Consider the following 24,216-nt stretch of genomic DNA (forward strand, 5'->3'; position numbering starts at 1 on the left):
GGCCGGGCCGTGGACCGGGAGGCGGGTCGGCCGGGGACGCCGGGCGGCCGCCCCGACGAGGACGTGGCTGGCTGGCGCGTGGGTCCGGGGCGTGCGCCTCGGGACTGCGTCACTGGCTACCTCGTGTCACTCGGGTCTGGCGTCGGTCGGGGTGGGGTGGGCGTCGGCCCGGTCAGTGGGAGGGCGTCGCTGCCGGCGTGGCCGGCTTCTTCTTCGGCGGCGTCGTGGTCGTCGAGCTCGTCGTCGTCCGGGTCTTGGCGTTGACGCTGGTGACGGTCGTGACGACCGAGCCGTCGGCCTTGGTCACCACCGTCTTCGTCGTGGTCACGTCCCCCTTGGCACTCACGGTCGTCCCGGGCGTCTTCTGCGCCGCGCCCTTCGGCGATCCCGGCGTGGTCGTCGCGGTCTGCGGTGCGGTCACCACGGTAAATCCGCCGTCCTTGGCCGCGGCCTTCGCCACGCCGAGCACCTTGCCGTCGGACAGCCGCAGGAAGGCCGCCGAGTCCGACGGCACCATCCCGAGCTTGCCGGCGCGGGTCGCGAGGTTGGCCGGGCTGCGCTGGGCGTCGATGGCCTGGGTGAGCGCCTGCTGGGTGTCGGTGAGCTCACCGGAGGTCTGCTGCAGGCGGTGCAGCGTGAACGAGCCCTCGGCCATGGCGGTGTTGAGCATGAGGAGCACGACGAGGCCGCCGACGAGCAGCAGCATGCACAGGGCCGCGAAGAGGCCGTTGCCGGGATGGCCCACCGCCGCCGGGACCAGGCGCAGCGGCTGCGGGGTCGCCGCCCGCCGCGCAGGTGCCCGAGATGCGACCCTCGCCGTCGCAGTCTGCTGGCTCATCGGTGGGTTCCCTTCGTCGGTGCCGGGGTGGGTCGGGTGCGCTCGGCCGCGCGGAGGCGGACCGAGGCGGATCGGGGGTTGTCGGCCTGCTCCTGCGCGGACGCCTCCTCGGCGCCACGGGTCAGCAGGCGCAGGTATGCCGCGTGCTCGGGGAGCTCGACCGGCAGGCCGGCCGGGGCGCTGCTGCGCGCGCCCTCGGCGAGGACCCGCTTGGTGATGCGGTCCTCCAGCGAGTGGTAGGACAGGACCGCGATGCGGCCGCCCACCGCGAGCGCGTCGATGGCGCGGGGCAGTGCCCGGGCCCAGACGGACAGCTCGGCGTTGACCTCGATGCGCAGGGCCTGGAAGGTCCGCTTGCCGGGGTGGCCACCACTCTTCTGCGACGCGGCCGGCACGACCTTCTTGAGCAGCTCGACCAGCCGGGCCGAGCGGTCGAAGGGCTGCGCCTCGCGCTCGCGCACGACGGCTCCGGCGATCTTGCGCGCGAAGCGCTCCTCGCCGTACTCGCGCAGGACCCGCTCGAGGTCCGAGGCGTCGTAGGTGTTGAGCACGTCGGCCGCGGTGATCCCCGTGGTCTGGTCCATCCGCATGTCCAACGGGGCGTCCTGGGCGTAGGCGAAGCCCCGGTCCGCCTCGTCGAGCTGGAGCGAGGAGACGCCGAGGTCGAAGAGCATCGCGCGGGCCTCGTCGATGCCGAGGTCGCGCAGCGCGGTGTCGACGTCGTCGTAGACGGCGTGCACGAAGGTGGTGCGGTCCGCGTACGGCGCGAGCCGCTCGGCGGCGAGCTCGAGCGCCTCGGTGTCGCGGTCGATGCCGACCACGCGGGCCTGCGGACAGTGCTGGAGGATCGCCTCGGCGTGCCCGCCCATGCCGAGCGTGCCGTCGACGTAGACGGCGCCCGGCTCCTGCAGGGCGGGGGCCAGCAGCTCGACGATGCGGTCGCGGAGCACGGGTACGTGCCGGTCCGCGGCCGCGCCTCGTGCGTTCATGCCATCTCCTGCTGGTGCTGCTTCGGGGTGGTGCCTGGTGGTGGTGCGTGGTGGTGGTGCTGGTGGCAGGTCCCTGAGGTCAGGTCCCCATCCGCTCCAGGGGGTGCGGCCCGGGACGGGGGAAGTCGTCCCGGGAGGCGGAGCGGCTGGAGACCTGGCTCCAGGGCGCGTGGCCCGGTCGGTCAGAGCAGTCCGGGGATCACCTCCTCGGACTGGTCGGCGAAGCCCTGCTCGGTGCTCTCGAGGTAGGCGTTCCAGGCGTCGGTGTCCCAGACCTCCACGCGGCTACCGGCTCCGATGACGGTGCACTCGCGGGTGAGCCCGGCATACGCGCGCAGGTTGGCCGGGATGGTCACCCGCCCCTGCTTGTCCGGCACCTCGTCGCTCGCACCGGACAGGAAGACGCGGGTGAAGTCGCGGACCGCCTTGCTCGTCGTCGGGGCGGCCTGCATCTGCTGCGTGACCCGCAGGAACTCCTCCATCGGGAAGACGTAGAGGCAGCGCTCCTGCCCACGGGTCACCACCAGCCCGTCGGCCATCCGGTCGCGGAACTTGGCGGGCAGGAAGAGCCGGCCCTTGTCGTCGAGGCGAGGCGTGTGGGTACCGAGGAACACGGCGCCACCACCCCATCTCGACCCGAGGAGGACCCCACGGCCCTCTCACGTCCCCCACTTTACTCCACCACTCTCCCCCACGTCAGCAAAACCCGCGCTCACACCTCATCCGTTCGGACATTTTCGCAGGTCAGCAACGGTGGAGCGAAGTGGGGAGAAAAGTGGAGAGAGGCGCCCCGGCGGTGGGAACACCTCCCCTACCCGCGCCCGGCCTCCGCGGGGCGTCCGCACGCCGGGCCACCGCACCGCCCCGGCGAGGTCACAGGACGGCATACCTCCTGTTCTTGTGGGGGGATGTGGGGGAAGATCGAGCGACCACCCGGCAGCCGCACCGAGGCGACCGCCGGGACGAACGAAGGGGGACCCCGGTGCCGGCGAGTGGCGAGGAGCAGACCAGCGTGGACCGAGGCAGCACCACCGCCCCGAGGACCGAGATCCTGTCCCTGCCCGCGGGCTCCCCCGCCTCGCTCAGCCAGGTCAGCGAGGTGGCCTCGCGGCTGGCCCGCGCCATGAACTCGGTCATCGAGGGCAAGCCCGACGTCGTCCACACCGCCATCACCGTCCTGCTGGCCGAGGGGCACCTGCTGCTCGAGGACGTCCCCGGCGTCGGCAAGACGATGCTGGCCAAGACGCTCGCCCGGTCGATCGACTGCTCGGTGCGCCGGGTGCAGTTCACCCCCGACCTGCTGCCCAGCGACATCACCGGCGTGAGCGTCTTCAACCAGGACGTGCGCGACTTCGAGTTCCGCCCCGGCGCGATCTTCGCCAACGTCGTCGTCGGCGACGAGATCAACCGCGCCTCGCCCAAGACCCAGTCGGCCCTGCTGGAGTCGATGGAGGAGGGCCAGGTCACCGTCGACGGCCAGACCTACGACCTGCCGCGGCCGTTCATCGTCATGGCCACCCAGAACCCGATCGAGATGGAGGGGACGTACCCCCTGCCCGAGGCCCAGCGCGACCGGTTCATGGCCCGGATCTCCCTCGGCTACCCCTCCGCACGGGCGGAGGTGGCCATGCTCGACACCCACGGACAGGTCTCCCCCCTGGAGACCCTCACCCCCGTCACCGACGCCGCCACCGTGTCGGCGATGGTCAAGGCGGTCCGCTCGGTCTTCACCAGCGACGCCATCAAGCAGTACGTCGTCGACCTCTCGGCTGCCACGCGCTCGAGCAGCGCGCTGCGCCTCGGCGCCTCGCCGCGGGCCACCCTGCACATGCTCCGTGCGGCCCGCGCGCACGCCGCCCTCGAGGGCCGCGACCACGTGCTGCCCGACGACGTGCAGGCGATCGTGCTGCCGGTCCTGGCCCACCGGCTCATCCCCACCGGTGAGACCCAGCTCGCCCGCCGCAGCACGGGTGAGGTCCTGCAGGACCTCATGCGGCGCGTCCCCGTCCCCGCGGCCGGCCGCTGAGGCAGCCCGTGCGAAGGCTTCGCGACCTCCTCACCACGCGAGGGCGGGCGTTCGTCGCCGCGGGCGCCACGCTGGTGCTCTGCGGCATCGGGCTCGGCTTCACCGACCTCACCCGCATCGGCGTCCTGCTCGTCGCCCTGCCCCTGCTCAGCGGCATGCTCATGCGTCGGCACGACCTGCGCTTCTCGCTCGAGCGCACCGCCGTGCCGGGCCGGGTGCAGGTCGACGAGAAGGCCCTGGTGACCCTCGCCATCGAGAACGCCGGCGCCGCCACCAGCCCCCTGCTCATGGCCGAGGAACAGCTCGACTACGCCCTCGGCGACCGCCCGCGGTTCGTCGTCCCGCGGATGCGCCGCGGGGACAGGCAGGAGGTCCACTACACGGTGCGCTCGCACGTGCGGGGCCGGCACCGCCTCGGTCCGCTCGGTGTGCGCCTGCGCGACCCGTTCGGGCTGAGCACCCGGGTCGCGGCGATCTCCGGGTCGAGCGACGTGCTCGTGCTGCCGAAGATCCTGCCGCTCGGCGGTGGCCGTCCCGCCGGCAGCGGGGTCGGCGCCGAGGGCGCGATCCCGCACATGGTGGCCCTGCACGGCGAGGACGACGTGTCGATCCGCGCCTACCGCGACGGCGACGACCTGCGCCGCATCCACTGGCCGGCGACCGCGAAGACCGGCGACCTCATGGTGCGCCAGGAGGACCGGCCGGCCCGCCGGCGCGCGGTCGTCGTGCTCGACTCCCGGGCCCGTGGCCACCACGGCAGCGGCACCTCGAGCTCGTTCGAGTGGGCCGTGACCGCGTGCGCCTCGGTGGCCGTCCACCTCCTCGCCCAGGCGTATGCCGTCCACCTCGTCTGCGACGAGACGGCCGAGGACGGGCGCGCCGCGAGCGCGATGGAGGTCGACCCGCTGCTCGACGTCCTCGCCGTCGCCCAGAGCGGGCGCGACGACCTGTTCGCCGACGTGCTGCAGGCCGCACACCCGGTGACGGCGTCCGGTGGGCTCGTGCTGGCCGTCGTGACCGACCTCGACGAGGAGCTCGCGCGCCAGGTCGCCTCGCTGCGCCAGCCCGGTGGCACCGCCCTGGCCGTGGTGCTGGACCCCGACGGGTTCGGGGCCACGCGTCGCCGGCACCCGCACGGCACGGGAGAGCTCCCGTGCGTGCCGATCCTGCAGGGCGCGGGCTGGGGCGTGGCGGTCGTGGGCTCCGGCGACGACCTGGCCACCGTCTGGACGGCGCTGTCCGGCACCGGGTCGCGGGTGGTCGCGTGAACCGCGGGCGCGTCGCCGACTCCGTCCTCGCCGGGCTCGCCTCGGCCGTGGTCGCCTGGCCCCTGACGACGCTGTTCACCCCGAGCACCTGGATCCGACCGACCCTGGCGATGGTCGTCGTGGTCGTCCTGGCCGGCATCGCGGCGCGCAGCCTGACGAGCTCCTGGCTCGCCGTCGCCCTCACCCAGCTCGTCGGGGTGGCCCTGGCGGCGGGGTGGGTCTACGGTCGCGGCCACCTGTGGCACGGGCTGCCCACCCCCGACATGGTGCTCGCGTTCAACCGCCTGCTCGTCGACGCCCGCGAGACCATCCAGAACTACGCGGCCCCAGCCCCCACCAACCGTGGTGTCACGCTGGGGATCGGGCTGGCCATCGGGGCCGCGGCGATCCTGGTCGACCACCTCGCGGTGATGCGCCGCTCCCCCGCGCTGGCCGGCCTCCCGCTCCTCACGACCTTCCTCATCTCGGCGTCGAACTCCGGCGACGCCCTCAACCCCATGTACTTCGTCGCCGCCGGTGCCGTCTGGCTCGTGCTGCTCGGACGCCAGGGCATCGCCTCCCTGCGCCGGTGGAGCACCACGGTGCCGCTGAGCGCGTCCGGTCGCCGGCACGACGACGACCGCGACGGATCGTTCGGGTACGCGGCCGCCGGGCGCTCGCTGGCCGTGGCGGGCCTGGCCGTCGCCGTGCTCCTGCCGGTGGCCATCCCCCACCTCCCGACGCGCTACCTGATCGACGGCCTCGGCCGTTCCCAGCAGGCGACCGGCTTCAGCGACGGCCAGGTCGGCCTGCGCTCGACGCTCGACCTCACCCGCAGCCTGGAGAACCCGTCCAAGGCACCGGTGTTCAGCTACACGACGAACGCGCGGCTGCTCAGCCCGCTGCGGATCGGGGTCCTGGAGACCTACCAGGACGACACGTGGCGACCCGACGCCCCGGACGTGCAGTACGCGCGCCGCTCGAAGGTCGACCTCCCGCAGGACCTGGACCCCAGCGTCCCGCGCGAGACCTACCGGGTGTCGGTCGACGACTCCCGCATCGAGGCACCCCAGATCGCGGCGCCCACGCCGGTGGTCTCCGGCGACCTCGGCCGCGTCGCGTGGGGCGTCGACGCGAACACCTCGGTGGTGTCGGTGGAGCGGGCGGCCCGGTCCTACAGCTTCACCTACCTCGCCCTGAACCCCACCCCGGAGACCCTCGCGCAGCCCGTGCAGCAGCTCGACGGCGGGCTCATCCCCCCCGACCTGCGGGTCGACCTGGCAGCCAAGCCGGCGATCGAGAAGGCCGTCCGCGAGGTCGTGCCCAAGGGCGCGACGCGGATCGAGGCGGCACAGGCCATCCAGAAGTACCTGCGCACCGACGGCGGCTTCCGCTACTCCCTGCAGGTCCCTGACACCGTGCGGAACCAGTTCGGGCAGCTCGAGCGCCCCGACGCGATCACGCTGTTCCTGCGGGCCAAGGTCGGCTACTGCGTCCAGTTCGCGACCGCCATGGTGATGATGGCCCGCGAGGCCGGCATCCCCGCCCGCATGGCGATCGGCTACCTGCCGGGCACCGCCAGCCGCGGCAGCTACGTCGTCACGGGCGCCGAGGCCCACGCGTGGCCGGAGCTGTTCTTCGAGGGCATCGGCTGGCTGCGCTTCGAGCCCACCCCCTCCGGCACGCAGAGCACCGTCGCACCCCCGTACTCGCTGCAGTCCACCTCACCGGACACCACGGCACCGACCCAGTCCAGCACGGCCACGAGCACGCCCACCGCGACGAGCACCCGGCCCGACGGGCGCAACGACCCGGGGGCGAGCGACGCGACCCGCTCCACCTCCACCAGCTCGGGGATCGCCGACTGGTTCGGCGGACGCGGTGCGACGATCGCGCTGTGGGTGCTGCTGGGCGTCCTGGCCGGGGCGCTCGGGTCGCTCGCCGTGCCGCTCGCGGCCCGCGCGCGACGGCGGCGGCAGCTGCGGCACGCGGCGGACGAGGCGGCCCGGGTCGAGGTGGAGTGGCGCTCCATGGTCGAGCGCATCGGCGACCTGGGTGTCCTCCCACCGCGGGGCAGCACCCCACGTCAGGTGGGGGCGTTCTACCAGCGCGAGGCCTACCTCGAGGGCGAGCAGTCCACCGCGCTGCGCCGCGTGGTCGACGGGGTGGAGCGCGCGCGCTACGCCCGCCCCGGCTCGACGGCCCTCGTGGACATCCGCCACGAGAGCGCCGCCGTGGTCAAGGCGGTGTCGGGGGTGCGTCGCCGGCGCGACCGCCTCCGGGCGGTCTGGTGGCCCACGGAGGGCGTCGTGGAGTGGCGGGAGCGCCGGGAGGCCCTGACCGGGCTCGTGCGCCGTCCCTGGGACCGGTTCCTGGACTGGCGCGCCGCCCGCCGCAGCTGAGCGGGGCGGACGGACCCGGGACGCCCGGGAGCGGGCGGACGGGCGGGGGGACGCCAGCGTGTGCCAGCGACCGCGGAGCGATCCGGGGCCCCTGACCGCTCCGGGGCTCTTGCCCGATCCGGGCTCGTGCCCGATCCGGGACCCGTGCCCGATCCGGGACCCTAGCCCCTGCCGGAGTCCGTGCAGGCGCTCGACGATGAGGGCATGAGCAGGAGCCCCACCCGCGTCCTGGCGGTCGTGGTGGGCGCACTCGTCGTCCTCGCGGCTGCCGCTGCCGTGCTCTCGTCCACCCGAGGGACCACCCACTACGCGGCCGGCTCCCCCGAGGCGACGGTCCAGGCATACCTCACCGCCATCCTGCAGGGCGACACCGAGCGGGCCGCCGGGTACCTGGACCCCTCCGGCAGCTGCGACCAGGCGGACCTCGCGGGCGTGACGGTCGCGGACAGCACCCGGGTCAACCTCGTCAACGCCACGACCGGGACCGACACCGCGCAGGTGCAGGTGGCCGTGGACCGCACCGACTCCGACGGCCCGTTCGCCGTCGGCGAGTCCGAGGAGCACGTCTACCACCTGACCCGCGTGGGCGGCCGCTGGCTGCTCGAGGGCATCCCGTGGCCGCTCTACGACTGCACAGGAGGCACGAAATGATCTCTGCCCTGCTCCTGCTGGTGCTCCTGGTCGTCGGGGTCGTCCTGGCCTCCCGCCGCGTGGCCGGTCGGTCTGCTGCCGGGCCCGTGGACGTCCACGTGGTGCGGCACTTCTTCCAGTACCTGCTGCTCCTCGGCCTGCTCGTCGTCACGGCGATCGGCGTCTCGGGCCTGCTCGGCCGCGCTCTGGAGGGCGGCACCTTCGCCCGGGCCGACGAGACCGCCCTCGCGCGCAGCGTCACCTTCACCCTCGTGGGCCTGCCGCTCCTGCTCGCCCTGGCCCTCACCACGCGCCGGCAGCTGCGGCAGCAGGCCGAGGAGCGGCGTTCGACCGCCTGGGCGGCGTTCGTCACGGTCGCCTCGCTGACCGCCCTCGGCGTCACCGTCTCCGCGGTGCAGGTGGTCCTGGGCTGGGCCGTGGGGGTGCGGGCGTACGACAGCGGCGCCCTCGCCTCCACCATCGTGTGGGGCGCCACGTGGGGCGGCCTCTGGTGGGTCGAGGGACGGTCCGTGCCGCAGGGCCATCGCGCCCTGCACCACCTGGCCGGCTCGGGAGTAGGGCTGTGGACGGCCGCCTCCGGCCTCGGGACCCTCGTCGCCGCCGGGGTCCGCGGTCTGTTCTCGCTGCCGACGGACCTGCTCACGACGGGCGCCCACCCTGCCCTGCGCGGTGGGGTGACCCTGGCCGTGGGCGCCGTGGTCTGGCTGCAGTACTGGGTGCGCACCGCCTCCCGTGAGCCGCGGACCGGCTGGTGGGTGGCGTACGCGCTGCTCGCCGGGGTGGGAGCCGGGTTCGTCGTGGCGCTGGTCGCCGCGAGCACGGTCCTCTACGACACCCTGGTCTGGCTCGTCGGGCGCCCCACGACGACGTATGCCGCGGACCACTTCGCCGGCGCCCCGGCAGCAACCGGGCTCGTCGTCGCCGGCGGACTCGTGTGGTGGTACCACCACGCCGTGCTCGAGCAGGGCGAGCACCCCGCGCGGACCGAGGGTCGCCGCGTCTACGAGTACCTCCTGGCGGGCGCCGCCCTCGTCGCCGCAGCCGCCGGCGTCGCGACCTTGGTCGTCGCGGCGGTCGAGGGCGCCACGAACAGCACGGTGCTGACCGGCGCGAGCCCGGTCAACACCGTGCTCGCCGCGGTGACCCTGCTGGTCGTGGGGGCTCCCGTGTGGGCGTTCTACTGGCGACTGGCGCAGCGCGCCGTCCACGCCGCACCGCGGGCCGAGCTGGAGTCGCCGACCCGCCGGGCCTACCTATTCGTCCTGCTCGGCGCCAGCAGCGTCGCCGCCGTGGTGAGCCTGCTCGTCGCGGTGTACCAGTTCTTCGACGCGGCCTTCAACGACACCCTGGGCGCGGCGACGCTGCGCAGTGCGCGGTTCGCCCTCGGCATCCTGCTCGCCGCGGCCGCGGTCGCCGCGTACCACTGGACGGTCTACCGGGCCGACCGCGTCGCTGCGCCGGCGCACAGGCGCGGCCCGCGCTACGTGCTGGTGCTCGGGCCCCACGACGCCGACCTGGCCAGGACGCTCGCGCGCACCACCGGCGGCCGGGTGCAGGCATGGACCCCGACCGCCGACGGGCATGCCGCCACGGCACCGACGCCGGCTGGCGAGCCCGTGACCCCGGAGGCCGTGGTGCGCGAGCCTGTGACCCCGGAGGCCGTCCTCGCCGCCCTCGGCGACACGACGGGGGACGAGGTCGTCGTCCTCTGCGACGAGGGGCGGATGCGGGCCATCCCGGTCCACCGGGAGTGAAGGCCTCCCGCGTCCGGCACGACGAAGGCCCCGAGGACCTGGTCCTCGGGGCCTTCGTCGTGCGTCGTCAGTCCAGGATACCTCGGACCGACTCCTCGCGGGTCCGGGCCTCCCTCGCTGGCGCTCGGTCGGGTCCTCCCCGCGTCGTCGTCAGTCCAGGATCCCCCGGACCGACTCCTCGCGGGTCCGGGCCTCCCTCGCTGGCGCTCGGTCGGGTCCTCCCCGCGTCGTCGTCAGTCCAGGATCCCCCGGACCGACTCCTCGCGGGTCCGGGCCTCCCTCGCTGGCGCTCGGTCGGGTCCTCCCCGCGTCGTCGTCAGTCCAGGTAGTCGCGCAGCACCTGGCTGCGGCTCGGGTGACGCAGCTTGCTCATCGTCTTGGACTCGATCTGGCGGATCCGCTCACGGGTCACGCCGTAGACCTTGCCGATCTCGTCGAGCGTCTTGGGCTGGCCGTCGGTGAGGCCGAACCGCATCGAGACCACGCCGGCCTCGCGCTCGGAGAGGGTGTCGAGCACCGAGTGCAGCTGCTCCTGCAGGAGCGTGAAGCTCACTGCGTCGGCCGGCACGACCGCCTCGGAGTCCTCGATGAGGTCACCGAACTCGCTGTCGCCGTCCTCACCGAGCGGGGTGTGCAGCGAGATGGGCTCGCGACCGTACTTCTGGACCTCGACGACCTTCTCAGGGGTCATGTCGAGCTCCTTGGCGAGCTCCTCCGGGGTGGGCTCGCGCCCGAGGTCCTGGAGCATCTGGCGCTGCACGCGGGCCAGCTTGTTGATGACCTCGACCATGTGCACCGGGATGCGGATGGTGCGCGCCTGGTCGGCCATCGCGCGGGTGATGGCCTGGCGGATCCACCACGTCGCGTACGTCGAGAACTTGTAGCCCTTGGTGTAGTCGAACTTCTCGACCGCACGGATCAGGCCGAGGTTGCCCTCCTGGATCAGGTCGAGGAAGAGCATCCCGCGACCGGTGTACCGCTTGGCGAGCGAGACCACGAGGCGCAGGTTGGCCTCGAGCAGGTGGTTCTTGGCCTTTTTGCCGTCCTGGGCGATCCACCACAGCTCGCGCTTGAGCTTCATGTCGAGCTTGTCGCCGGAGTTCAGGCGCTCCTCGGCGAACAGGCCGGCCTCGATGCGCTTGGCGAGCTCGACCTCCTGCTCGGCGTTGAGGAGGGCGACCTTGCCGATCTGCTTGAGGTAGTCCTTGACCGGGTCGGCGGTGGCGCCGGCGGTGACGACCTGCTGGACGGGTGCGTCCTCCTCGTCGTCGTCGCGCAGGACGAAGCCGGTCTTCTCGTCCTCCTCGGACTTCTCCTCCTCGGCCGCGTCCGCCTCGACGTCGACCTCCTCGAGCTCGGCCTCGACCACGTCGGTGGGCTCGGGGTCGTCCTCGAGCTCCTCCTCCGGCACGTCCTCGGCGGCCGCGCCCTCCGCGGCCTCGCCGGCGGCCTTGGAGCCGGCGGCCTTCTTGGCCGCGACCTTGGTCGCCGGACCCTTGGCCGGGGCGGCGGCCGTGCCGGCAGCAGCCGCGGCGGCCTTCTTCGTGGTGGTGGCCTTCGCCGTCTTCGCGGCGGCCTTGGTGGCGCCCGCGGCGGTCGTCGCACCGGACGCGGCCTTGGTCGCCGACTTCGCGGTGGTGGTCTTGGCGGCCGGCTTCTTCTCGGGCGCGGCGTCCTTGGCGGCAGTCTTCTTGGCGGCCGTCTTCTTGGCCGACGCGGTGGTCCGGGTCCGGGTGTTCGTCGCCGCCACGGCGCGCGAGGCGGTGGCCGCGTCGAGTGTGACGTGGATGCCCTGCTCGTCGAGCGAGCGCAGCACGACCTTCATCCGCTTGGGCTCGATCTGCGCCCCCTCGAGCGCCTCACGCAGCTGCGCGGAGTCGACCGACCCGTGCGTGCGTCCCTGCTGGAGCAGCTTCTGCAGCGACGGCAGGGAGAACTCCGGGGGAAGAGTGGGTGCGGGGCTCGCAGCCTTCTTGGACACAGGCGACACGGACTACCTTTCGTCGCGGACTCGCGGCACGGCGCGCGCCATCACGGGCACACCGGGGGGATGCCTGTGACAACAACTGCGGGGGCGGAAGTATTGCTTGGGCTGCCGGGAGCTGGGCTCTGGCCGACCTCGATGGTGACATTGTAAAACGAGATGCCCCGCAAACCCGCATCGGTGGGCAAATTCTCCCCGCCGGGAGACGAACTGCCTCCGCGATGTCGGTGCGTGTGCGCCTGCCTGCCGCCGCATGTGTCGGCCCGCGCCATCGTGGGCGCGTCCGTGCGTTCGCGGCGTGTCGCGCGAGGTGTCAGCCCTCGGCCTTGACCGCCAGCACGGGGCAGGACGCGTCGAGCAGGATCCGCTGGGCGTTCGACCCCAGGATCAGCTTGCCCACCGGCGTGCGCCGGCGCAGGCCGATGACGATGAAGTCCGCCTGCTCCTCCTCGGCCACGGCGATGAGGTCCTCGGCGGGCTCGTTGCCGCGCACCAGCTGGCGCACCTCGTGCTCGAGGCCCTCGCGGTCGAGCTCACCCTGGATGCGGCTCAGCTCGGTCTCGAAGCGCTGGGCCTCGTCGGAGTCGTAGTCGCGGCCACCGCGCTGGGAGTTGATGACGATGAGCTTGGACTTGCGCAGCAGCGACTCGTCCGCTGCCCGGCGCAGGGCCGCGCGCCCTTCCTTGGTCGGGACGTAACCCACCACGATGGCCACAGGAACCTCCTCGTTCGTCGACGAGCGGCCTCGGCCGCCGAGCCGACCGTACCGGATATCGACCGGTCAGGCAGGGACTGCGAGCACGCCCGCCACGATGGCGCCGACCTGGTCCACCTCGATCAGGAAGCCGTCGTGCCCGTAGTCGGAGTGCACGGTCACCAGGCGGCCACCGGGCACGCCCTCGGCGATCTCGCGCGACAGCCGTGGCGGGTACAACCGGTCGCTGTCGACCGCGACGACGGTGACGTCGGCGGTGACCGCCGACAGGGCCGCGGCAACGCCGCCGCGGCCACGACCCACGTCGTGCGAGCTCATGGCCTCGGTGAGCACCACGTAGGAGTTCGCGTCGAACCGGCCGGCCAGCTTGCCGGCGTGGTGGTCTAGGTAGGACTCCACCGCGTAGCGGCCGCGGCCCCCGAGGGGGTCCTCCCCGCCCTGCGGCTCCCGCCCGAACCGGTCGTGCAGCTCGAGCTCGCTGCGGTAGGTGACGTGCGCGATCCGCCGGGCGATCCCGAGGCCGGTCTCCGGGCCCGTCTCCTGGTCGTAGTAGTCGCCGCCGTGGAAGGCGGGATCGGACCTGATCGCCAGCAACTGGGGCTGGCACCACCCGATCTGCTCGGCGGTCGCGTGGGCCGTGCTCGCGAGGACCACGGCGGCCCTGACGCGCTGCGGACAGGTGACCGCCCACTCGAGGACCCGCATACCGCCCATGGACCCACCGAGCACGAGCCGCCAGGCGTCGACACCGAGCTCGTCGGCGAGGAGCGCCTCGGTCCGCACCTGGTCCCGCACGGTGACGAACGGGAACCGGCTGCCCCACGGCCGGCCGTCCTGGGCCTCACTGGCCGGGCCGGTGCTGCCCTGGCACCCACCCAGCACGTTGGCGGCGACGACGAACCACCGGTCGGTGTCGATGGGGCGGCCGGGGCCGATGAGCCCGTCCCACCAGCCCGGCGTCGGGTGGCCCGGGCCCGCCGGGCCGACGACGTGGCTGTCGCCGGTGAGGGCGTGCTCGACCAGCACGGCGTTGTCCCCGGCGGCGTTGAGCTCGCCCCAGGTCTCGTACGCGAGGGTCACGTCGGGCAGGACGCCGCCGCGCTCGAGCTCGACCGCTCCGAGGCGCACGAACCGGCGCCGGCCGGGATGGTCACCGACCCGCCAGGCAGCGGAGGTGCTCGGACGTCGGGACGTGGTGGTCATGGAGGGCTCCTGCAGTGCTCGCGCTTGCCCAGCCGGTCAGGCGGGCCCGGTCATCACCCGGGGCACCCCACCGCGAGGAGGGTTGCCGCCCAGCGAGCCGGGGCTTCGCGCTGGAACTCATGACCTTGGAGCCCATGATACGAAGCGCAGCCCCCGGAGCACACGCCGTCCGGGACGTGGGACACGACCGGCGGGCGGGCGGACCCTTCAGGCCGGGGTCGCCAGCCCCCTGCCCGGCGGCCGGTCCGAGCGGGAACGGACACCCAGGTCGACCATCCGCTCGAGCAGCCGGGCGAGCCGGTAGTCGGGGCGCGCCCCCAGGGCGCGCTCGAGCGCCTCGCGGGCCACGGCCCCGTCGCCGAGCCACCACGCCAGGCTGGCCAGGACGGTCAGCACGGGGGCGGCGTCCTCGTCCGGCACCGCCCGTGCCAGCCGCTGCAGCCGGGACACGGCGCGGCGACCCGCTGCCGGCCCGTCGTCCCCGCCGGCCCAGGGCGGCTCGGGGAGCAGCGTGCGCAGCTGGTGGGCCAGCGGTGCGCCCAACGCCTCCAGCGGGAGCGTCTCGGGGCACCACCGCGCGATCAGCCCGTCGCGCAGCTCGACGTCCTCCAGGCTGAGCACCAGCTCGGCGACGGTGGCGGGCGAGGTGTCCTCGACCTCCCGTGCGTCGTCGGCCAGGTCGAGCGCCTCGCCCCACTGCAGGAGCCACGCGCGCCTGTCGTCGACGGAACCGCGCGGGCCCGTCGCGCGCCGCAGGCCTCCGGAGCGTCTCCTCGCGAGCGCCCGGCCCACCGCCGGTGCGACGGCCGGGTCGGCCGCGACGACGTCGGCCAGGGCGGCGCGGGAGGCGAGCGGCGACACCCCCATGGCCACCAGCTCGGCGACACCGGGGTGCGCCGCAGGCTCCTCGACGAGCCGGCCCTCCCCGGGGCAGCAGCCGTCCCGGCAGTCGGGCGAGTACCACCGGCCGTCGCGCACGACCACGCGGTCGAGCACCTCGATCCCGGCGAGCCGGCAGCCACGGCGGAGCTGGTCGAGCAGCGGCAGGCTCGTGCCGGGCGAGGACTCGTAGCCGACGAGGACCGCCGCGTCCGGCAGGTCCGACAGCAGGGGCCCGACCAGCGCGTCGGCCGCCTCGGCCACGTGCTCCGGCGGCGGGAGGTCGATGCGCTCGACCAGCCCCACGGTGCGGCCGTGGAGGGTGACCACGACGACGGCGTCGTGGGGGTGGTAGCCGAGCTGGTACGGCAGCAGGGCCAGGACGTCGGACGGGCTCGTGAGCCGGATCGGTTCCATGCCCCGACCCTCGCCGTGCCCCCGGGACAGCGACAGGCCCCGGTCGCCCGCCTGTGGACGGAGGGCTGCCGGGGCCGGGTCTGTGGACGGAAGGGGGTCAGCGCACCACGTGACCGTCCACGGTCTCGCGGGCTGCGCCGGCGCGGCCCGCAGCGCGCGCCCGGCCCGGCTGCGTCCGCTCCCAGGCGAGGAAGGACTCGGTCTCGGTCACGACCGCGGCGGCGATCCAGGACAGCACGACCGCGTCGTCGGCCAGCCCCACCACGGACAGCAGCGCCTCGGGGACGAGGTCCACCGGTGACACGACGTAGAGGACGGCTCCCAGCATGGCGAGCAGGCGGCCCCGGGAGGTGCCGGCGTACTCGCCGCGGAAGGTCGCCCGCACGAGGCGCGGCAGGCTCGCGAGCCGCTCCCCCATGCTCGCCGAGCCGGGTCGGCTGGCGATGCGGATCGCGCTGAAGATCGAACGGAAGGCGGAAAGTCGGGTCGTGGTGGCCATCGGTCCTCCTAGGTCCCGGGGCGGGTGTCCCGGACACGGGTGCAACGACTGGGTCGGACGCAGGATTCCGTCCCGGGGTTCCCGGCCGTCGGCTTCAGTGCGCCGTGTTGCGCGGCGGGAACTCGTGCTTGGCCTGGGAGGCGATCCGGGTCAGCAGGTAGGTGTCGAGGCCGGCGCCGAGCACGCCGCCGACCATGGGGACGCCCTTGCCCAGCTTCGTGAGCGACTTCTTGCCCGCCATCGTCAGCAGGCGGAAGCCCACGGCCTTGTTCACCACCATGAGCGCCGGGCCGGGCAGCCGCTGCGCGGCCAGGTTGGAGAGCCGCCCGGTGCTGAGGACGCCGGCCTTGGCCAGCAGGTCCTCGGCGTCGGCCCCGACGAGGGTCAGCAGCACCGCCGAGCGGATCTGCGGCTGCTTGATGTCGTACCCGCGCAGGCACGCGACGGCCGCCACCATCCGGGTCGCGACGAGGTAGAACTCGAGCACGTTGACCGGCAGCGCCACCGGCATGGTGATGAACCCACCGAGCCCCGTCACGAAGCCACCCGCGGCACCGAGCTTGAGGTGCTGGCGCACGACCGCGTCGACGGCGCCCTCGGCGGTCGCCTGCTCGGCCCGCTTGACGTCGGCGACCTTCTGCGCCGAGTCGAACCGGCCCTTGCCGTCGATCCCCGTGTCGAGCAGGTTCTCGATCAGCCCCGTGACGGTCGAGGACAGCCGCCCCGGGTCGACCTCGGGATGTGCCGCCAGCTCCAGCGCCGACTGCGGCCTCGCCTCCTCGTCGTCCTTGCCACGTCCGAGAAAAGCCACGTCAGCACCCCTTCGGGTCGAGTTGCACCGGTGTCGTCCGTTTCCGGTTCATCCTGCCACGGGGGCGCCGAGGTCACCGGTCTAGCCTTGGAGCATGACTGCGACCTCCCCCTCCCACGAGCAGTACGCCCACCCCGAGCGCCTCGTCAGCACCGACTGGCTCGCCGAGCAGGTCGCGGCGGGACGGGTCGGCACCGGCGCGCCGGACGCCGTCGCCCTGCTCGAGTCCGACGAGGACGTCCTGCTCTACGACACCGGCCACATCCCCGGTGCGCTCAAGCTCGACTGGCACCAGGACCTGAACGACCCGGTGCAGCGCGACTACGTCGACGCGGAGCAGTTCGCGCGGGTCATGTCGCAGCGGGGCATCGGCCGCGACACGACCGTCGTCATCTACGGCGACAAGAACAACTGGTGGGCCGCCTACGCCCTGTGGGTGATGAGCCTGTTCGGCCACGAGGACGTCCGCCTGCTCGACGGCGGCCGGGCGAAGTGGGTCGCCGAGGGCCGCGAGATGACCCGGGACGTCCCGCAGGTCGCCCCGCTGACGGGCGACGCGGCATACCCGGTGGTGGAGCGGGACGACGCGCCGATCCGGGCCTTCAAGGACGACGTCCTGGCCCACCTGGGCAAGCCGATGGTCGACGTGCGCTCCCCCGGCGAGTACTCCGGCGAGCTGCTGCACATGCCCGACTACCCGCAGGAGGGCGCCATGCGCGGCGGCCACATCCCCGGGGCGAGGTCGGTGCCGTGGGCACGGGCGGCCAACGAGGACGGGACGTTCCGGTCGCGCGAGGAGCTCGAGGCGATCTACCTGCAGGAGCAGGGCCTGGACCCGCACGAGCCGACGGTGGCCTACTGCCGCATCGGCGAGCGCTCGTCGCACACGTGGTTCGTCCTGACCCATCTGCTCGGCTTCGACGACGTGCGCAACTACGACGGCTCGTGGACCGAGTGGGGCAACTCGGTGCGCGTGCCCGTCGAGCAGGGTGCCCCGAAGTGACCGACGCCGCCCCCCTCCCCGCGGCACTGCAGGAGATCGCGGACGACTTCGCGGACCTCGCCGCGCCGCAGCGCCTCGAGCTCCTGCTGGAGTTCAGCGAGGGCCTGCCCGAGCTCCCCGAGCGGTATGCCGGGAGGCTGGGTGAGCTGGAGCAGGTCCACGAGTGCCAGTCGCCGCTGTTCCTCGTGGTCGAGGTGGGCGACGGGGAGGACGACCAGCGGCCGGCGGCCGAGCGCCCGGTGCACCTCTTCTTCTCGGCTCCGCCGGAGGCGCCGACCACCCGCGGCTTCGCGGGCATCCTGCACGAGGGGCTCGACGGGCTCAGCGTGCAGGAGGTGCTCGCCGTGCCCGAGGACGCGCCCTACCGGTTCCACCTCGGCGAGGCCGTGTCACCGCTGCGGCTGCGCGGGATGGTCGGGATGCTCAGCCGGATCAAGCGCCAGGCGGCGCTGAAGTCCCAAGCCTAGCAAAGCTGAAAACCTCACCGTGGCAACGGCTCTCGAGCCACGACGACACGAGGCCGCGGTCCCCTGCGCGGGGGCCGCGGCCTCGGTCGTCCGGCCCGGTGAGCGAGCCGTCGGTGGGTCAGTCGCTCACTGCACCGCGTCGAGGGCGTCGACGATGCCCTCGCCGTAGTAGCTGTTGTCGGACGCCGGGCCGGTGCACGGGATGCTCGTGCCGCCCTCGGGGGCCGAGCACGGCCGGTCGTCGGCCTGGGCGCGCAGCTTGGCGACCATCTGCTCCGGCGTCCAGGTCGGGTGCGCCGACTTCATGAGCGCGAGGACACCGGCGACGTGCGGCGAGGCCATCGAGGTGCCGCTCTTGGTGCCGTAGCCGTTGTCCTTCACGACCGTGGACAGGATGGTGCGGCCCGGGGCGGCGACGTCGATGACGCCGAGCCCGCGGTTGCTGAAGGAGGCCAGCTGCTCGGCGCGGTTCGTCGCCGAGACCGTCACGACACCCGGCAGCTCGGTCGGGATGTCCTTGCAGCCGTTGTTGATCACGCGGGTCATGGGCTTGGTGTCGTTCGGGCTGGCCTTGTCCTCGGTCTTGTTGGCGAGGTCCTTGGCCGAGTTGCCGGCAGCGGCGGCGTGGACGACGCCCTGCTCGGTCGACCAGCGGACCGCGCGACCCACGGCCTCGAGGACCGCGGCCTGGTCGGGCTGGTCGCCGCACCAGTACTCCATCGGGTCGATGTAGTAGCTGTTGTTGGTGACGTCCATCTTGTGCATGCCGGCCCAGACGAAGCCGCAGATGGCGTACTCGGGGTAGATGAACCCGTCGTCGTTGACGACCTTCACCGCGGCCATCCGCACGTTCGGGGCGACGCCGACGATGCCGGTGCCGTTGCGGGCGGCGCCGATGGTGCCGGCGACGTGGGTGCCGTGGTCGGACGTGGTCGGGTACCACGAGCCCGGGGCCTGGCTCGGCCGTCCGGCGCCGACGCAGCTCACCGAGTCGGCGACGTCGATGTTCGGCGCCAGGTCGGGGTGGTCGGGGTCGATGCCGCTGTCGAGGACGCCGACGAGGACGTTGCGATCACCGTCGGTGATCTTGTGGGCCTGGTCGGCCTTGATCTCGACCATGTCCCACTGCTCGGCCTCGCGCGGGTCGGCGGCGGGCGCGGCGGGGGTCGTCATGGCGTCGGAGAGGTCACCGTTGGCGGGCTTGGCGTGGGCCTGCTGGTACGCCGACGCGCCACGGCCCCATGAGGCGGACAGGTCCGAGGGCGTCCCCTCGCTGACCGACGCGGTGCGGCTGGCACCGACGGACTCGAGGGCGTTGCCGCCGAGGCGCTTGACGTCGGTGCGGAACGCCGCCCGGTCGGAGTGGGCGACGACGACGCCGATCTGCGGCCACGACTGGACCACGACGCCGCCCGCGTCGCGGACGGCCTGCTCGACGAGCCGGGTCTGGCCCGGGTTGGCCGCCTTCGCGTTGAGCACGTAGCTCATGAGGTAGCCATCCTCGAAGGCTGTGGGGACCGGCGTGGAGTCGGCCGTGGCCGACTCGGTCGACGCGCTCGCCGCTCCGGCGGCGAGCAGGGATCCGGCGAGCAGGGCACTCGATGCGGCGAGTGCCAGGCCACGTCTGCGGATGTGGGACATGTGTTCCTCCTGGTTGGGGGTTCCCGTGCGGGGGTCACCTGACCGGGGGCCGAGTGGGCGCCCGGTCCGCCCACCCTGTCCCATTTCGTGGCCGTTGTGGGCGTTCGCGGACGACGAGTTCCGGTTGGGGCCGGTGATGGCGGCTCGTCGGGCGGCACGGCCCGGAGGTCGACGGCGAGGACAGAGCTGCGACCGTGTCGTCCCGGGGTGACAGGATGACCGCGTCATGCCCGTGCACCCCGTCGCCTTCGTCACCTCTGCCGGTGGACGGGCGGCCGTCGTCGGTGACGGCGTCCAGGTCGTCGCGCCGGTCGACGAGGCCGTTGCCGTCGCCGCCGGGCTCGAGCGGGACGCCGCGAAACGACCCGTCCGGTTCGTGTGGTGGGCGGCCGCGACCGATGCGCACCCGCTGGTGGCACACGGCATACCCGTGTCGCGGTGCTGGGACGTCGCCGAGGCACACCGCCTCCTGCACGGGGGCTGGGAGGCGGCGCCGCAGCAGGCGTGGGCGGCAGCGCACGGCCTCGATCCCGCCGGGGTCCCGGAGGCTCGGCGCGGGGACCTCTTCGACTTCGACGCCGCGGACGACGGGCCACCACCGGGATCGGTGGTGCGCCCCGACGGCCACCTCGCGGCCGAGCCGGGCACTGCGCAGTGGACACCGGACGACGAGACGCTCGTGGGCTGGGCGCAGGCCGCGCTGGACTGCGCGCGCCTGCAGCAGGAGCGGCTGGCCGACGTCGGCGACCGCGCCGTGGCGGCGGCCCACTCCGAGTCGGCCGCCGCGCTGCTGTGCGTCGAGCTCGCCCGCGACGGCCTCCCCCTCGACCGCCCCACCGCCGAGTCGCTCATCGCGGCGGCGGCCGGACCACGCCCGGTGGACGAGGACGAGGCCCGCAGCATCCGGGCGCGCAGGGATGCCGCGGTCCTGCGCCACGTGCCCGGCCGCGAGTCCACGGACCTGCGCAACCCCGCGCAGGTCAAGGACCTGTTGGCCGCGGTCGGCGTGGACGTGCCCAACACGCGCAAGTGGATGCTGGAGCCCTACCGCGGCACCCACGCCGTCGTCGAGGCACTGCTCGAGTGGCGCAAGGCGGAGCGGATCGCGACGACCTACGGCTACGGGTGGCTCGACGCCCACGTCGGGGCGGACGACCGGCTGCGCGGGGCGTGGACGGCCTGCGACGGCGCCGCCGGTCGGATGACCGCCCAGAACGGGCTGCACAACCTCCCCACCGAGCTGCGTCCCGCGGTCGCGGCCCGCCCCGGCCACGTGCTCGTGCGCGCCGACCTCGGGCAGATCGAGCCACGCGTGCTGGCGGTCGTCTCCGGCGATGGCGCCTTCGCGGAGGCGACCCGGGCCGACGACCTCTACGCGCCGGTGGCGAGCCGCCTCGGTGTCGAGCGACCCGTCGCCAAGGTGGCCGTCCTCGCTGCGATGTACGGCCAGCGCAGCGGCGCCGCCGGCGAGGCGCTCAGGGGCCTCGAACGTGCCTACCCCGTCGCCATGGCCTTCCTCGACGAGGCGTATGCCGCGGGCGTGCGGCGCCGGCCCCTGCGCACCTTCGGGGGGCGCCTGCTGCGGCTGGACGAGGTGCTCACCGGCGCCCCGCCGCAGGACGCCGCGGGGTGGGACGCCGCCCGGGGGCGGTTCGCCCGCAACGCGGTGATCCAGGGCTCGGCGGCCGAGCTGTTCAAGGCCTGGGCGGCCACCGTCCGGGCGACCACGCGCGACCTCGGCGCGCAGATCGTCCTGTGCCTGCACGACGAGCTGCTCGTGCACGTCCCGGAGGAGCACGCCCAGGAGGCCACGGCGCGGGTCGGGACCGCGCTCACCGACAGCGCCCGGCGGTGGGCCGGGTCGAGCGCGGTGCGGTTCGTCGCCGACACCTCGGTCGTGCACCGCTGGTCCGAGGCCAAGGGCTGAGGCGCAGCAGGGCGCAGGGGTGAGGGCAGCATGATGCCGACGCACCCGGCGGAGTCGGGACAAATGCCGCCACTGCCCTGCCAGTGCGACCCGTTGGTGGTTGGGTGTGGGCATGGACGGACACGACGTCAAACAGGTCGCCCGCGAGGCGTCCGACCACCCGGCGCTCGAAGGGGCGGCCCGGGCGGGATATGCAGTGAGCGGTCTGCTGCACCTGCTCATCGGCTGGATCGCCCTGCAGGTCGCCTTCGGGCACAGCGGCAAGAACGCCGACCAGAGCGGGGCGCTCGCCTCCCTGGCCGGCAACGGCCTCGGGAAGGCCCTGCTGTGGTTCGCCGTGGTGGCGTTCCTCGGACTGGCCCTCTGGCAGGTCACCGACGCGGTCATCGGGCACCCCGGTGACGACAAGGACGCCTGGGCTGGCCGGGCCAAGGCCGTCGCGAAGGCGGTGGTGTACCTCGCCCTCGCCTGGTCGGCGTTCACCTTCGCCCGCGGCCGGTCGAGCAACAGCAAGTCCCAGAGCGTCGACTTCACCTCCAGCCTCATGTCCAAGCCCGGCGGGCGGTTTCTTGTGGTCGTCGTCGGCCTGGTGATCATCGGGGTCGGCGTCTACCACGTGTACAAGGGCTGGTCGAAGAAGTTCCTCCAGGACCTGGAGGACCACCCCGGCACGTGGGCGACTCGCGCCGGACGCGTCGGCTACATCGCCAAGGGCGTGGCCCTGGCGATCGTCGGCTTCCTCTTCTGCGCGGCGGGGATCCACCACAACGCCAAGGAGGCCACCGGCCTCGACGGCGCGTTGAAGTCGCTCCGCGGCCAGCCGTTCGGCACGGTCCTGCTGGTCGTCATGGCCTTGGGCTTCGCCGCCTTCGGGCTCTACAGCTTCGCCCGCGCCAGGCACGCCAAGGTCTGACCCGACGGGGTGCCCGACACCACCACGCGACGAGGCCCCCGGCATCGTGCCGGGGGCCTCGTCGCGTGTCGTGCCCGGGGCGGGCCCTGGTGCCTCGGTCAGGCTCGGGAGCCGCCGGACTCGTCGGTGCCCGGGTCGTCGATCTGGCGCAGGAACTGCTCGAACTCGGCGCCGATCTCGTCCGCCGAGGGCAGGTCGCTCACGTCGGTGGCCAGGAGGCTCGGCTTCTGGCGCCCCTCGAGGAACGTGTCGTACTGCCGCTCGAGGGCCGCGATGACCTGGGCCACCTCCTCCGACCCCTCGACCTCACGGGCGATCTCGGCACGGTTGAGGCCCGCCTGCGCGACCAGGTCGTCGATGGGCAGGTTGAGGCCGGTGGCGGCGAGGATCGCGTTGAGGGCGGTCACGGCGCCGTCCGCGAACTCGGCCTGGGCCAGGTAGTGCGGTACGTGCACGGCGAAGCCGATCGCGTCGTGGCCCGACTCCCCCAGCCTCAGCTCGACGAGCGAGGCCAGGCTCCCGGGCACCTGCACCCGGCCGAAGGGGTTCTCCTGCAACGGGATCAGCCGCGGGTCGGTGGCGTGTGACGTCATGCCGATGGGCCGGGTGTGCGGCACGGCCATCGGGATGCCGTGCGCGGTCACCACGAGGTCGACGCCGAGCGCCACGACGAGCTGGCGGATCGCCTCGGCCATGCGCTCCCACTGGAAGTCCGGCTCCGGGCCGGTCAGCAGCAGGTACGGCGTGCCGTCGCGGTCGGTGAGCCGGTGCAGGGCCAGGCAGGGGTCCTCGTAGCTGACCCAGCGGTTGGTGTCGAAGACCATGGTGGGCCGGCGGCTGCGGTAGTCGAGCAGCTGGTCGGCGTCGAAGGACGCCACCACGGTCGACTCGCCGGTCGCCAGCAGGTGCTCGGTGAGCAGCTTCTGCGTGTGGCCGGCGTCCATGAAGCCGCCGAGCGCGAGCACCAGGACGGAGGCCCGCAGGTCCTGCGGGTCGGTGTCGGTCTCGAAGTGGTAGAGCTCGGACGGGTTCTGCACGGCGATCTCCAACGGTGAGGTCTGTGGTCGTTCGACAGTGCCAACGCCGCACACCGGCGAGGGATTCCGGGCAAAGAAGGATTCGGGTTGCGGGAATGGATCGGCGCGATCTACCGTTCAGATGAAACAAAACAGTTTCGTTCCATCCACTCGCTCCACCCCGACCCCGACCCCGAGGACCCCACGATGACCCCCGCCCGCAGCACTGCCACCGCCGAGGAGTCGCGGCCGCGACCCCGCGTCGAGGGCGACCGCGAGCGCGAGATCCTCGAGGCGGCGCTCGAGACCCTGGTCGAGCACGGCTACGACCGGTTCAGCTTCGACCTCGTCGCGGCGGCGGCCAAGGCCTCCAAGGCCACGCTCTACCGCCGGTGGCCGGGCAAGGTCGACCTCGTCGTCGACGCCCTGCAGCTCATGATGGGGGTCGAGGCGGACCGCTTCCCCGACACCGGTTCGCTCCGGGGGGACCTCGTCGCCCAGGCGTGCGCCAAGGGCGGCCTCGGCGAGGACCGCCCGATCCAGGTGTTCAGCCAGCTGGTCACGGCCATGCACCGCGACCCCGAGCTGGCCGACGCCGTCCTCACCCGGCTCCTCGGGCCCAAGCTGGCCGGCGCCCGCCGCATCTTCGAGGCGGCGCAGCAGCGCGGCGAGGTGGGGCCGGACGCCGACCTCGACCTCCTCGCCCGCCTGCTGCCCGCCATCAGCATCCACGAGGCGATGCTGACCGGCTCCCACCCGAGCCGCGAGCGCCTCACGTTCCTGGTGGACAGCGTCGTCCTCCCCGCCTGCGCAGCGACGTTGCCGCGCAGCTGA

21 protein-coding genes and 1 riboswitch are annotated in these 24,216 nt (G+C 73.4%); of the genes, 10 read left to right on the plus strand and 11 right to left on the minus strand.

All coding sequences use genetic code 11. The features are described from left to right. Nucleotides 1-172 precede the first annotated feature (172 nt). The 3 genes from RKE38_RS11665 to mraZ form a co-directional block, all read right to left on the minus strand. A complete protein-coding gene (locus RKE38_RS11665; RefSeq protein WP_316007660.1) occupies nt 173-838 on the minus strand; it encodes a hypothetical protein in 666 nt (221 codons plus the stop codon). After that, nucleotides 835-1,827 (minus strand): 16S rRNA (cytosine(1402)-N(4))-methyltransferase RsmH, encoded by a 993-nt coding sequence (gene rsmH / locus RKE38_RS11670; RefSeq protein ID WP_316007661.1) that lies wholly within the window; start codon nt 1,825-1,827, stop codon nt 835-837. The genes RKE38_RS11665 and rsmH overlap by 4 nt, the downstream gene beginning before the upstream one ends. A gap of 182 nt (nt 1,828-2,009) precedes the next feature. Further along, nucleotides 2,010-2,441, minus strand: a complete 432-nt coding sequence (gene mraZ / locus RKE38_RS11675; RefSeq protein ID WP_316007662.1) for a division/cell wall cluster transcriptional repressor MraZ — start codon at nt 2,439-2,441, stop codon at nt 2,010-2,012. A 434-nt stretch (nt 2,442-2,875) separates the two neighbouring features. Here mraZ and RKE38_RS11680 point away from each other — a divergent pair, with 434 nt between their 5' ends. The 5 genes from RKE38_RS11680 to RKE38_RS11700 all read left to right on the plus strand — a co-directional run bounded on the left by RKE38_RS11680 (nt 2,876) and on the right by RKE38_RS11700 (nt 9,907). Continuing rightward, nucleotides 2,876-3,853, plus strand: a complete 978-nt coding sequence (locus tag RKE38_RS11680; RefSeq protein WP_410055463.1) for an AAA family ATPase — start codon at nt 2,876-2,878, stop codon at nt 3,851-3,853. Nucleotides 3,854-3,861: 8 nt separating this feature from the next. Further along, nucleotides 3,862-5,121: a DUF58 domain-containing protein gene (locus RKE38_RS11685; RefSeq protein WP_316007663.1), complete on the plus strand. Its 1,260-nt coding sequence runs from the start codon at nt 3,862-3,864 to the stop codon at nt 5,119-5,121. Then, the gene (locus RKE38_RS11690; RefSeq protein ID WP_316007664.1) at nt 5,118-7,502 is read left to right on the plus strand and encodes a DUF3488 and transglutaminase-like domain-containing protein; all 2,385 of its coding nucleotides are present in this window, start codon (nt 5,118-5,120) and stop codon (nt 7,500-7,502) included. Before RKE38_RS11685 ends, RKE38_RS11690 begins: the two co-directional genes overlap by 4 nt. A 204-nt stretch (nt 7,503-7,706) precedes the next feature. Then, on the plus strand, nt 7,707-8,153 hold the full coding sequence (locus RKE38_RS11695; RefSeq protein ID WP_316007665.1) for a hypothetical protein: 447 nt from the start codon (nt 7,707-7,709) through the stop codon (nt 8,151-8,153). Then, nucleotides 8,150-9,907 carry a DUF5671 domain-containing protein gene (locus RKE38_RS11700; RefSeq protein ID WP_316007666.1) on the plus strand — a complete coding sequence of 586 codons (1,758 nt, stop codon included), beginning with the start codon at nt 8,150-8,152 and terminating at the stop codon, nt 9,905-9,907. Before RKE38_RS11695 ends, RKE38_RS11700 begins: the two co-directional genes overlap by 4 nt. Nucleotides 9,908-10,223: 316 nt before the next feature. Here RKE38_RS11700 and RKE38_RS11705 read toward each other — a convergent pair whose 3' ends face one another. The 6 genes from RKE38_RS11705 to RKE38_RS11730 all read right to left on the minus strand — a co-directional run bounded on the left by RKE38_RS11705 (nt 10,224) and on the right by RKE38_RS11730 (nt 16,415). Continuing rightward, the gene (locus RKE38_RS11705) at nt 10,224-11,888 is read right to left on the minus strand and encodes an RNA polymerase sigma factor (RefSeq protein WP_316007965.1); all 1,665 of its coding nucleotides are present in this window, start codon (nt 11,886-11,888) and stop codon (nt 10,224-10,226) included. 316 nt (nt 11,889-12,204) lie between these two features. Beyond that, nucleotides 12,205-12,606, minus strand: a complete 402-nt coding sequence (locus tag RKE38_RS11710) for a universal stress protein (RefSeq protein WP_316007667.1) — start codon at nt 12,604-12,606, stop codon at nt 12,205-12,207. 66 nt (nt 12,607-12,672) lie between these two features. After that, nucleotides 12,673-13,809 carry a homoserine O-acetyltransferase gene (locus RKE38_RS11715; RefSeq protein WP_316007668.1) on the minus strand — a complete coding sequence of 379 codons (1,137 nt, stop codon included), beginning with the start codon at nt 13,807-13,809 and terminating at the stop codon, nt 12,673-12,675. 15 nt (nt 13,810-13,824) lie between these two features. Next, nucleotides 13,825-13,934: riboswitch (SAM riboswitch) on the minus strand. An 82-nt stretch (nt 13,935-14,016) separates the two neighbouring features. Next, on the minus strand, nt 14,017-15,105 hold the full coding sequence (locus RKE38_RS11720; RefSeq protein WP_316007669.1) for a DUF4192 domain-containing protein: 1,089 nt from the start codon (nt 15,103-15,105) through the stop codon (nt 14,017-14,019). Between the two features lie 97 nt (nt 15,106-15,202). Next, nucleotides 15,203-15,604, minus strand: coding sequence for a YkvA family protein (locus RKE38_RS11725; protein WP_316007670.1), 402 nt, complete (start codon nt 15,602-15,604; stop codon nt 15,203-15,205). Between the two features lie 94 nt (nt 15,605-15,698). After that, nucleotides 15,699-16,415: an EcsC family protein gene (locus RKE38_RS11730; protein ID WP_316007671.1), complete on the minus strand. Its 717-nt coding sequence runs from the start codon at nt 16,413-16,415 to the stop codon at nt 15,699-15,701. A gap of 94 nt (nt 16,416-16,509) precedes the next feature. Between RKE38_RS11730 and RKE38_RS11735 the strand changes: the two genes are divergently transcribed. Then, nucleotides 16,510-17,418 carry a sulfurtransferase gene (locus RKE38_RS11735; RefSeq protein WP_316007672.1) on the plus strand — a complete coding sequence of 303 codons (909 nt, stop codon included), beginning with the start codon at nt 16,510-16,512 and terminating at the stop codon, nt 17,416-17,418. Beyond that, complete coding sequence (locus RKE38_RS11740) at nt 17,415-17,885, plus strand: SufE family protein (protein WP_316007673.1); 471 nt, start codon at nt 17,415-17,417, stop codon at nt 17,883-17,885. Before RKE38_RS11735 ends, RKE38_RS11740 begins: the two co-directional genes overlap by 4 nt. A 126-nt stretch (nt 17,886-18,011) precedes the next feature. Here RKE38_RS11740 and RKE38_RS11745 read toward each other — a convergent pair whose 3' ends face one another. Beyond that, entirely contained in the window at nt 18,012-19,526 is a 1,515-nt protein-coding gene (locus tag RKE38_RS11745) for a S8 family peptidase (RefSeq protein ID WP_316007674.1), read from the minus strand. A gap of 226 nt (nt 19,527-19,752) precedes the next feature. On the opposite strand from RKE38_RS11745, the gene RKE38_RS11750 reads away from it, so the two are divergent. Further along, entirely contained in the window at nt 19,753-21,453 is a 1,701-nt protein-coding gene (locus RKE38_RS11750) for a DNA polymerase (RefSeq protein ID WP_316007675.1), read from the plus strand. 112 nt (nt 21,454-21,565) lie between these two features. After that, nucleotides 21,566-22,366, plus strand: a complete 801-nt coding sequence (locus tag RKE38_RS11755; protein ID WP_316007676.1) for a DUF1206 domain-containing protein — start codon at nt 21,566-21,568, stop codon at nt 22,364-22,366. Nucleotides 22,367-22,464: 98 nt separating this feature from the next. On the opposite strand, the gene RKE38_RS11760 is transcribed toward RKE38_RS11755, so the two are convergent. Further along, nucleotides 22,465-23,403: a PAC2 family protein gene (locus RKE38_RS11760; RefSeq protein ID WP_316007677.1), complete on the minus strand. Its 939-nt coding sequence runs from the start codon at nt 23,401-23,403 to the stop codon at nt 22,465-22,467. Between the two features lie 186 nt (nt 23,404-23,589). On the opposite strand from RKE38_RS11760, the gene RKE38_RS11765 reads away from it, so the two are divergent. Next, entirely contained in the window at nt 23,590-24,216 is a 627-nt protein-coding gene (locus RKE38_RS11765; RefSeq protein ID WP_316007678.1) for a TetR/AcrR family transcriptional regulator, read from the plus strand.

It is taken from the genome of Phycicoccus sp. M110.8 (assembly GCF_032464895.1).
Lineage (GTDB): Bacteria > Actinomycetota > Actinomycetes > Actinomycetales > Dermatophilaceae > Pedococcus.

What these genes read in the sequence shown, in the direction of transcription:
- RKE38_RS11665 (WP_316007660.1), bottom strand. Translation starts at nt 838, where the DNA reads ATGAGCCAGCAGACTGCGACGGCGAGGGTCGCATCTCGGGCACCTGCG.
- rsmH (WP_316007661.1), bottom strand. Translation starts at nt 1,827, where the DNA reads ATGAACGCACGAGGCGCGGCCGCGGACCGGCACGTACCCGTGCTCCGC.
- RKE38_RS11695 (WP_316007665.1), top strand. Translation starts at nt 7,707, where the DNA reads ATGAGCAGGAGCCCCACCCGCGTCCTGGCGGTCGTGGTGGGCGCACTC.
- RKE38_RS11700 (WP_316007666.1), top strand. Translation starts at nt 8,150, where the DNA reads ATGATCTCTGCCCTGCTCCTGCTGGTGCTCCTGGTCGTCGGGGTCGTC.
- RKE38_RS11715 (WP_316007668.1), bottom strand. Translation starts at nt 13,809, where the DNA reads ATGACCACCACGTCCCGACGTCCGAGCACCTCCGCTGCCTGGCGGGTC.
- RKE38_RS11720 (WP_316007669.1), bottom strand. Translation starts at nt 15,105, where the DNA reads ATGGAACCGATCCGGCTCACGAGCCCGTCCGACGTCCTGGCCCTGCTG.
- RKE38_RS11725 (WP_316007670.1), bottom strand. Translation starts at nt 15,604, where the DNA reads ATGGCCACCACGACCCGACTTTCCGCCTTCCGTTCGATCTTCAGCGCG.
- RKE38_RS11735 (WP_316007672.1), top strand. Translation starts at nt 16,510, where the DNA reads ATGACTGCGACCTCCCCCTCCCACGAGCAGTACGCCCACCCCGAGCGC.
- RKE38_RS11745 (WP_316007674.1), bottom strand. Translation starts at nt 19,526, where the DNA reads ATGTCCCACATCCGCAGACGTGGCCTGGCACTCGCCGCATCGAGTGCC.
- RKE38_RS11750 (WP_316007675.1), top strand. Translation starts at nt 19,753, where the DNA reads ATGCCCGTGCACCCCGTCGCCTTCGTCACCTCTGCCGGTGGACGGGCG.
- RKE38_RS11755 (WP_316007676.1), top strand. Translation starts at nt 21,566, where the DNA reads ATGGACGGACACGACGTCAAACAGGTCGCCCGCGAGGCGTCCGACCAC.
- RKE38_RS11765 (WP_316007678.1), top strand. Translation starts at nt 23,590, where the DNA reads ATGACCCCCGCCCGCAGCACTGCCACCGCCGAGGAGTCGCGGCCGCGA.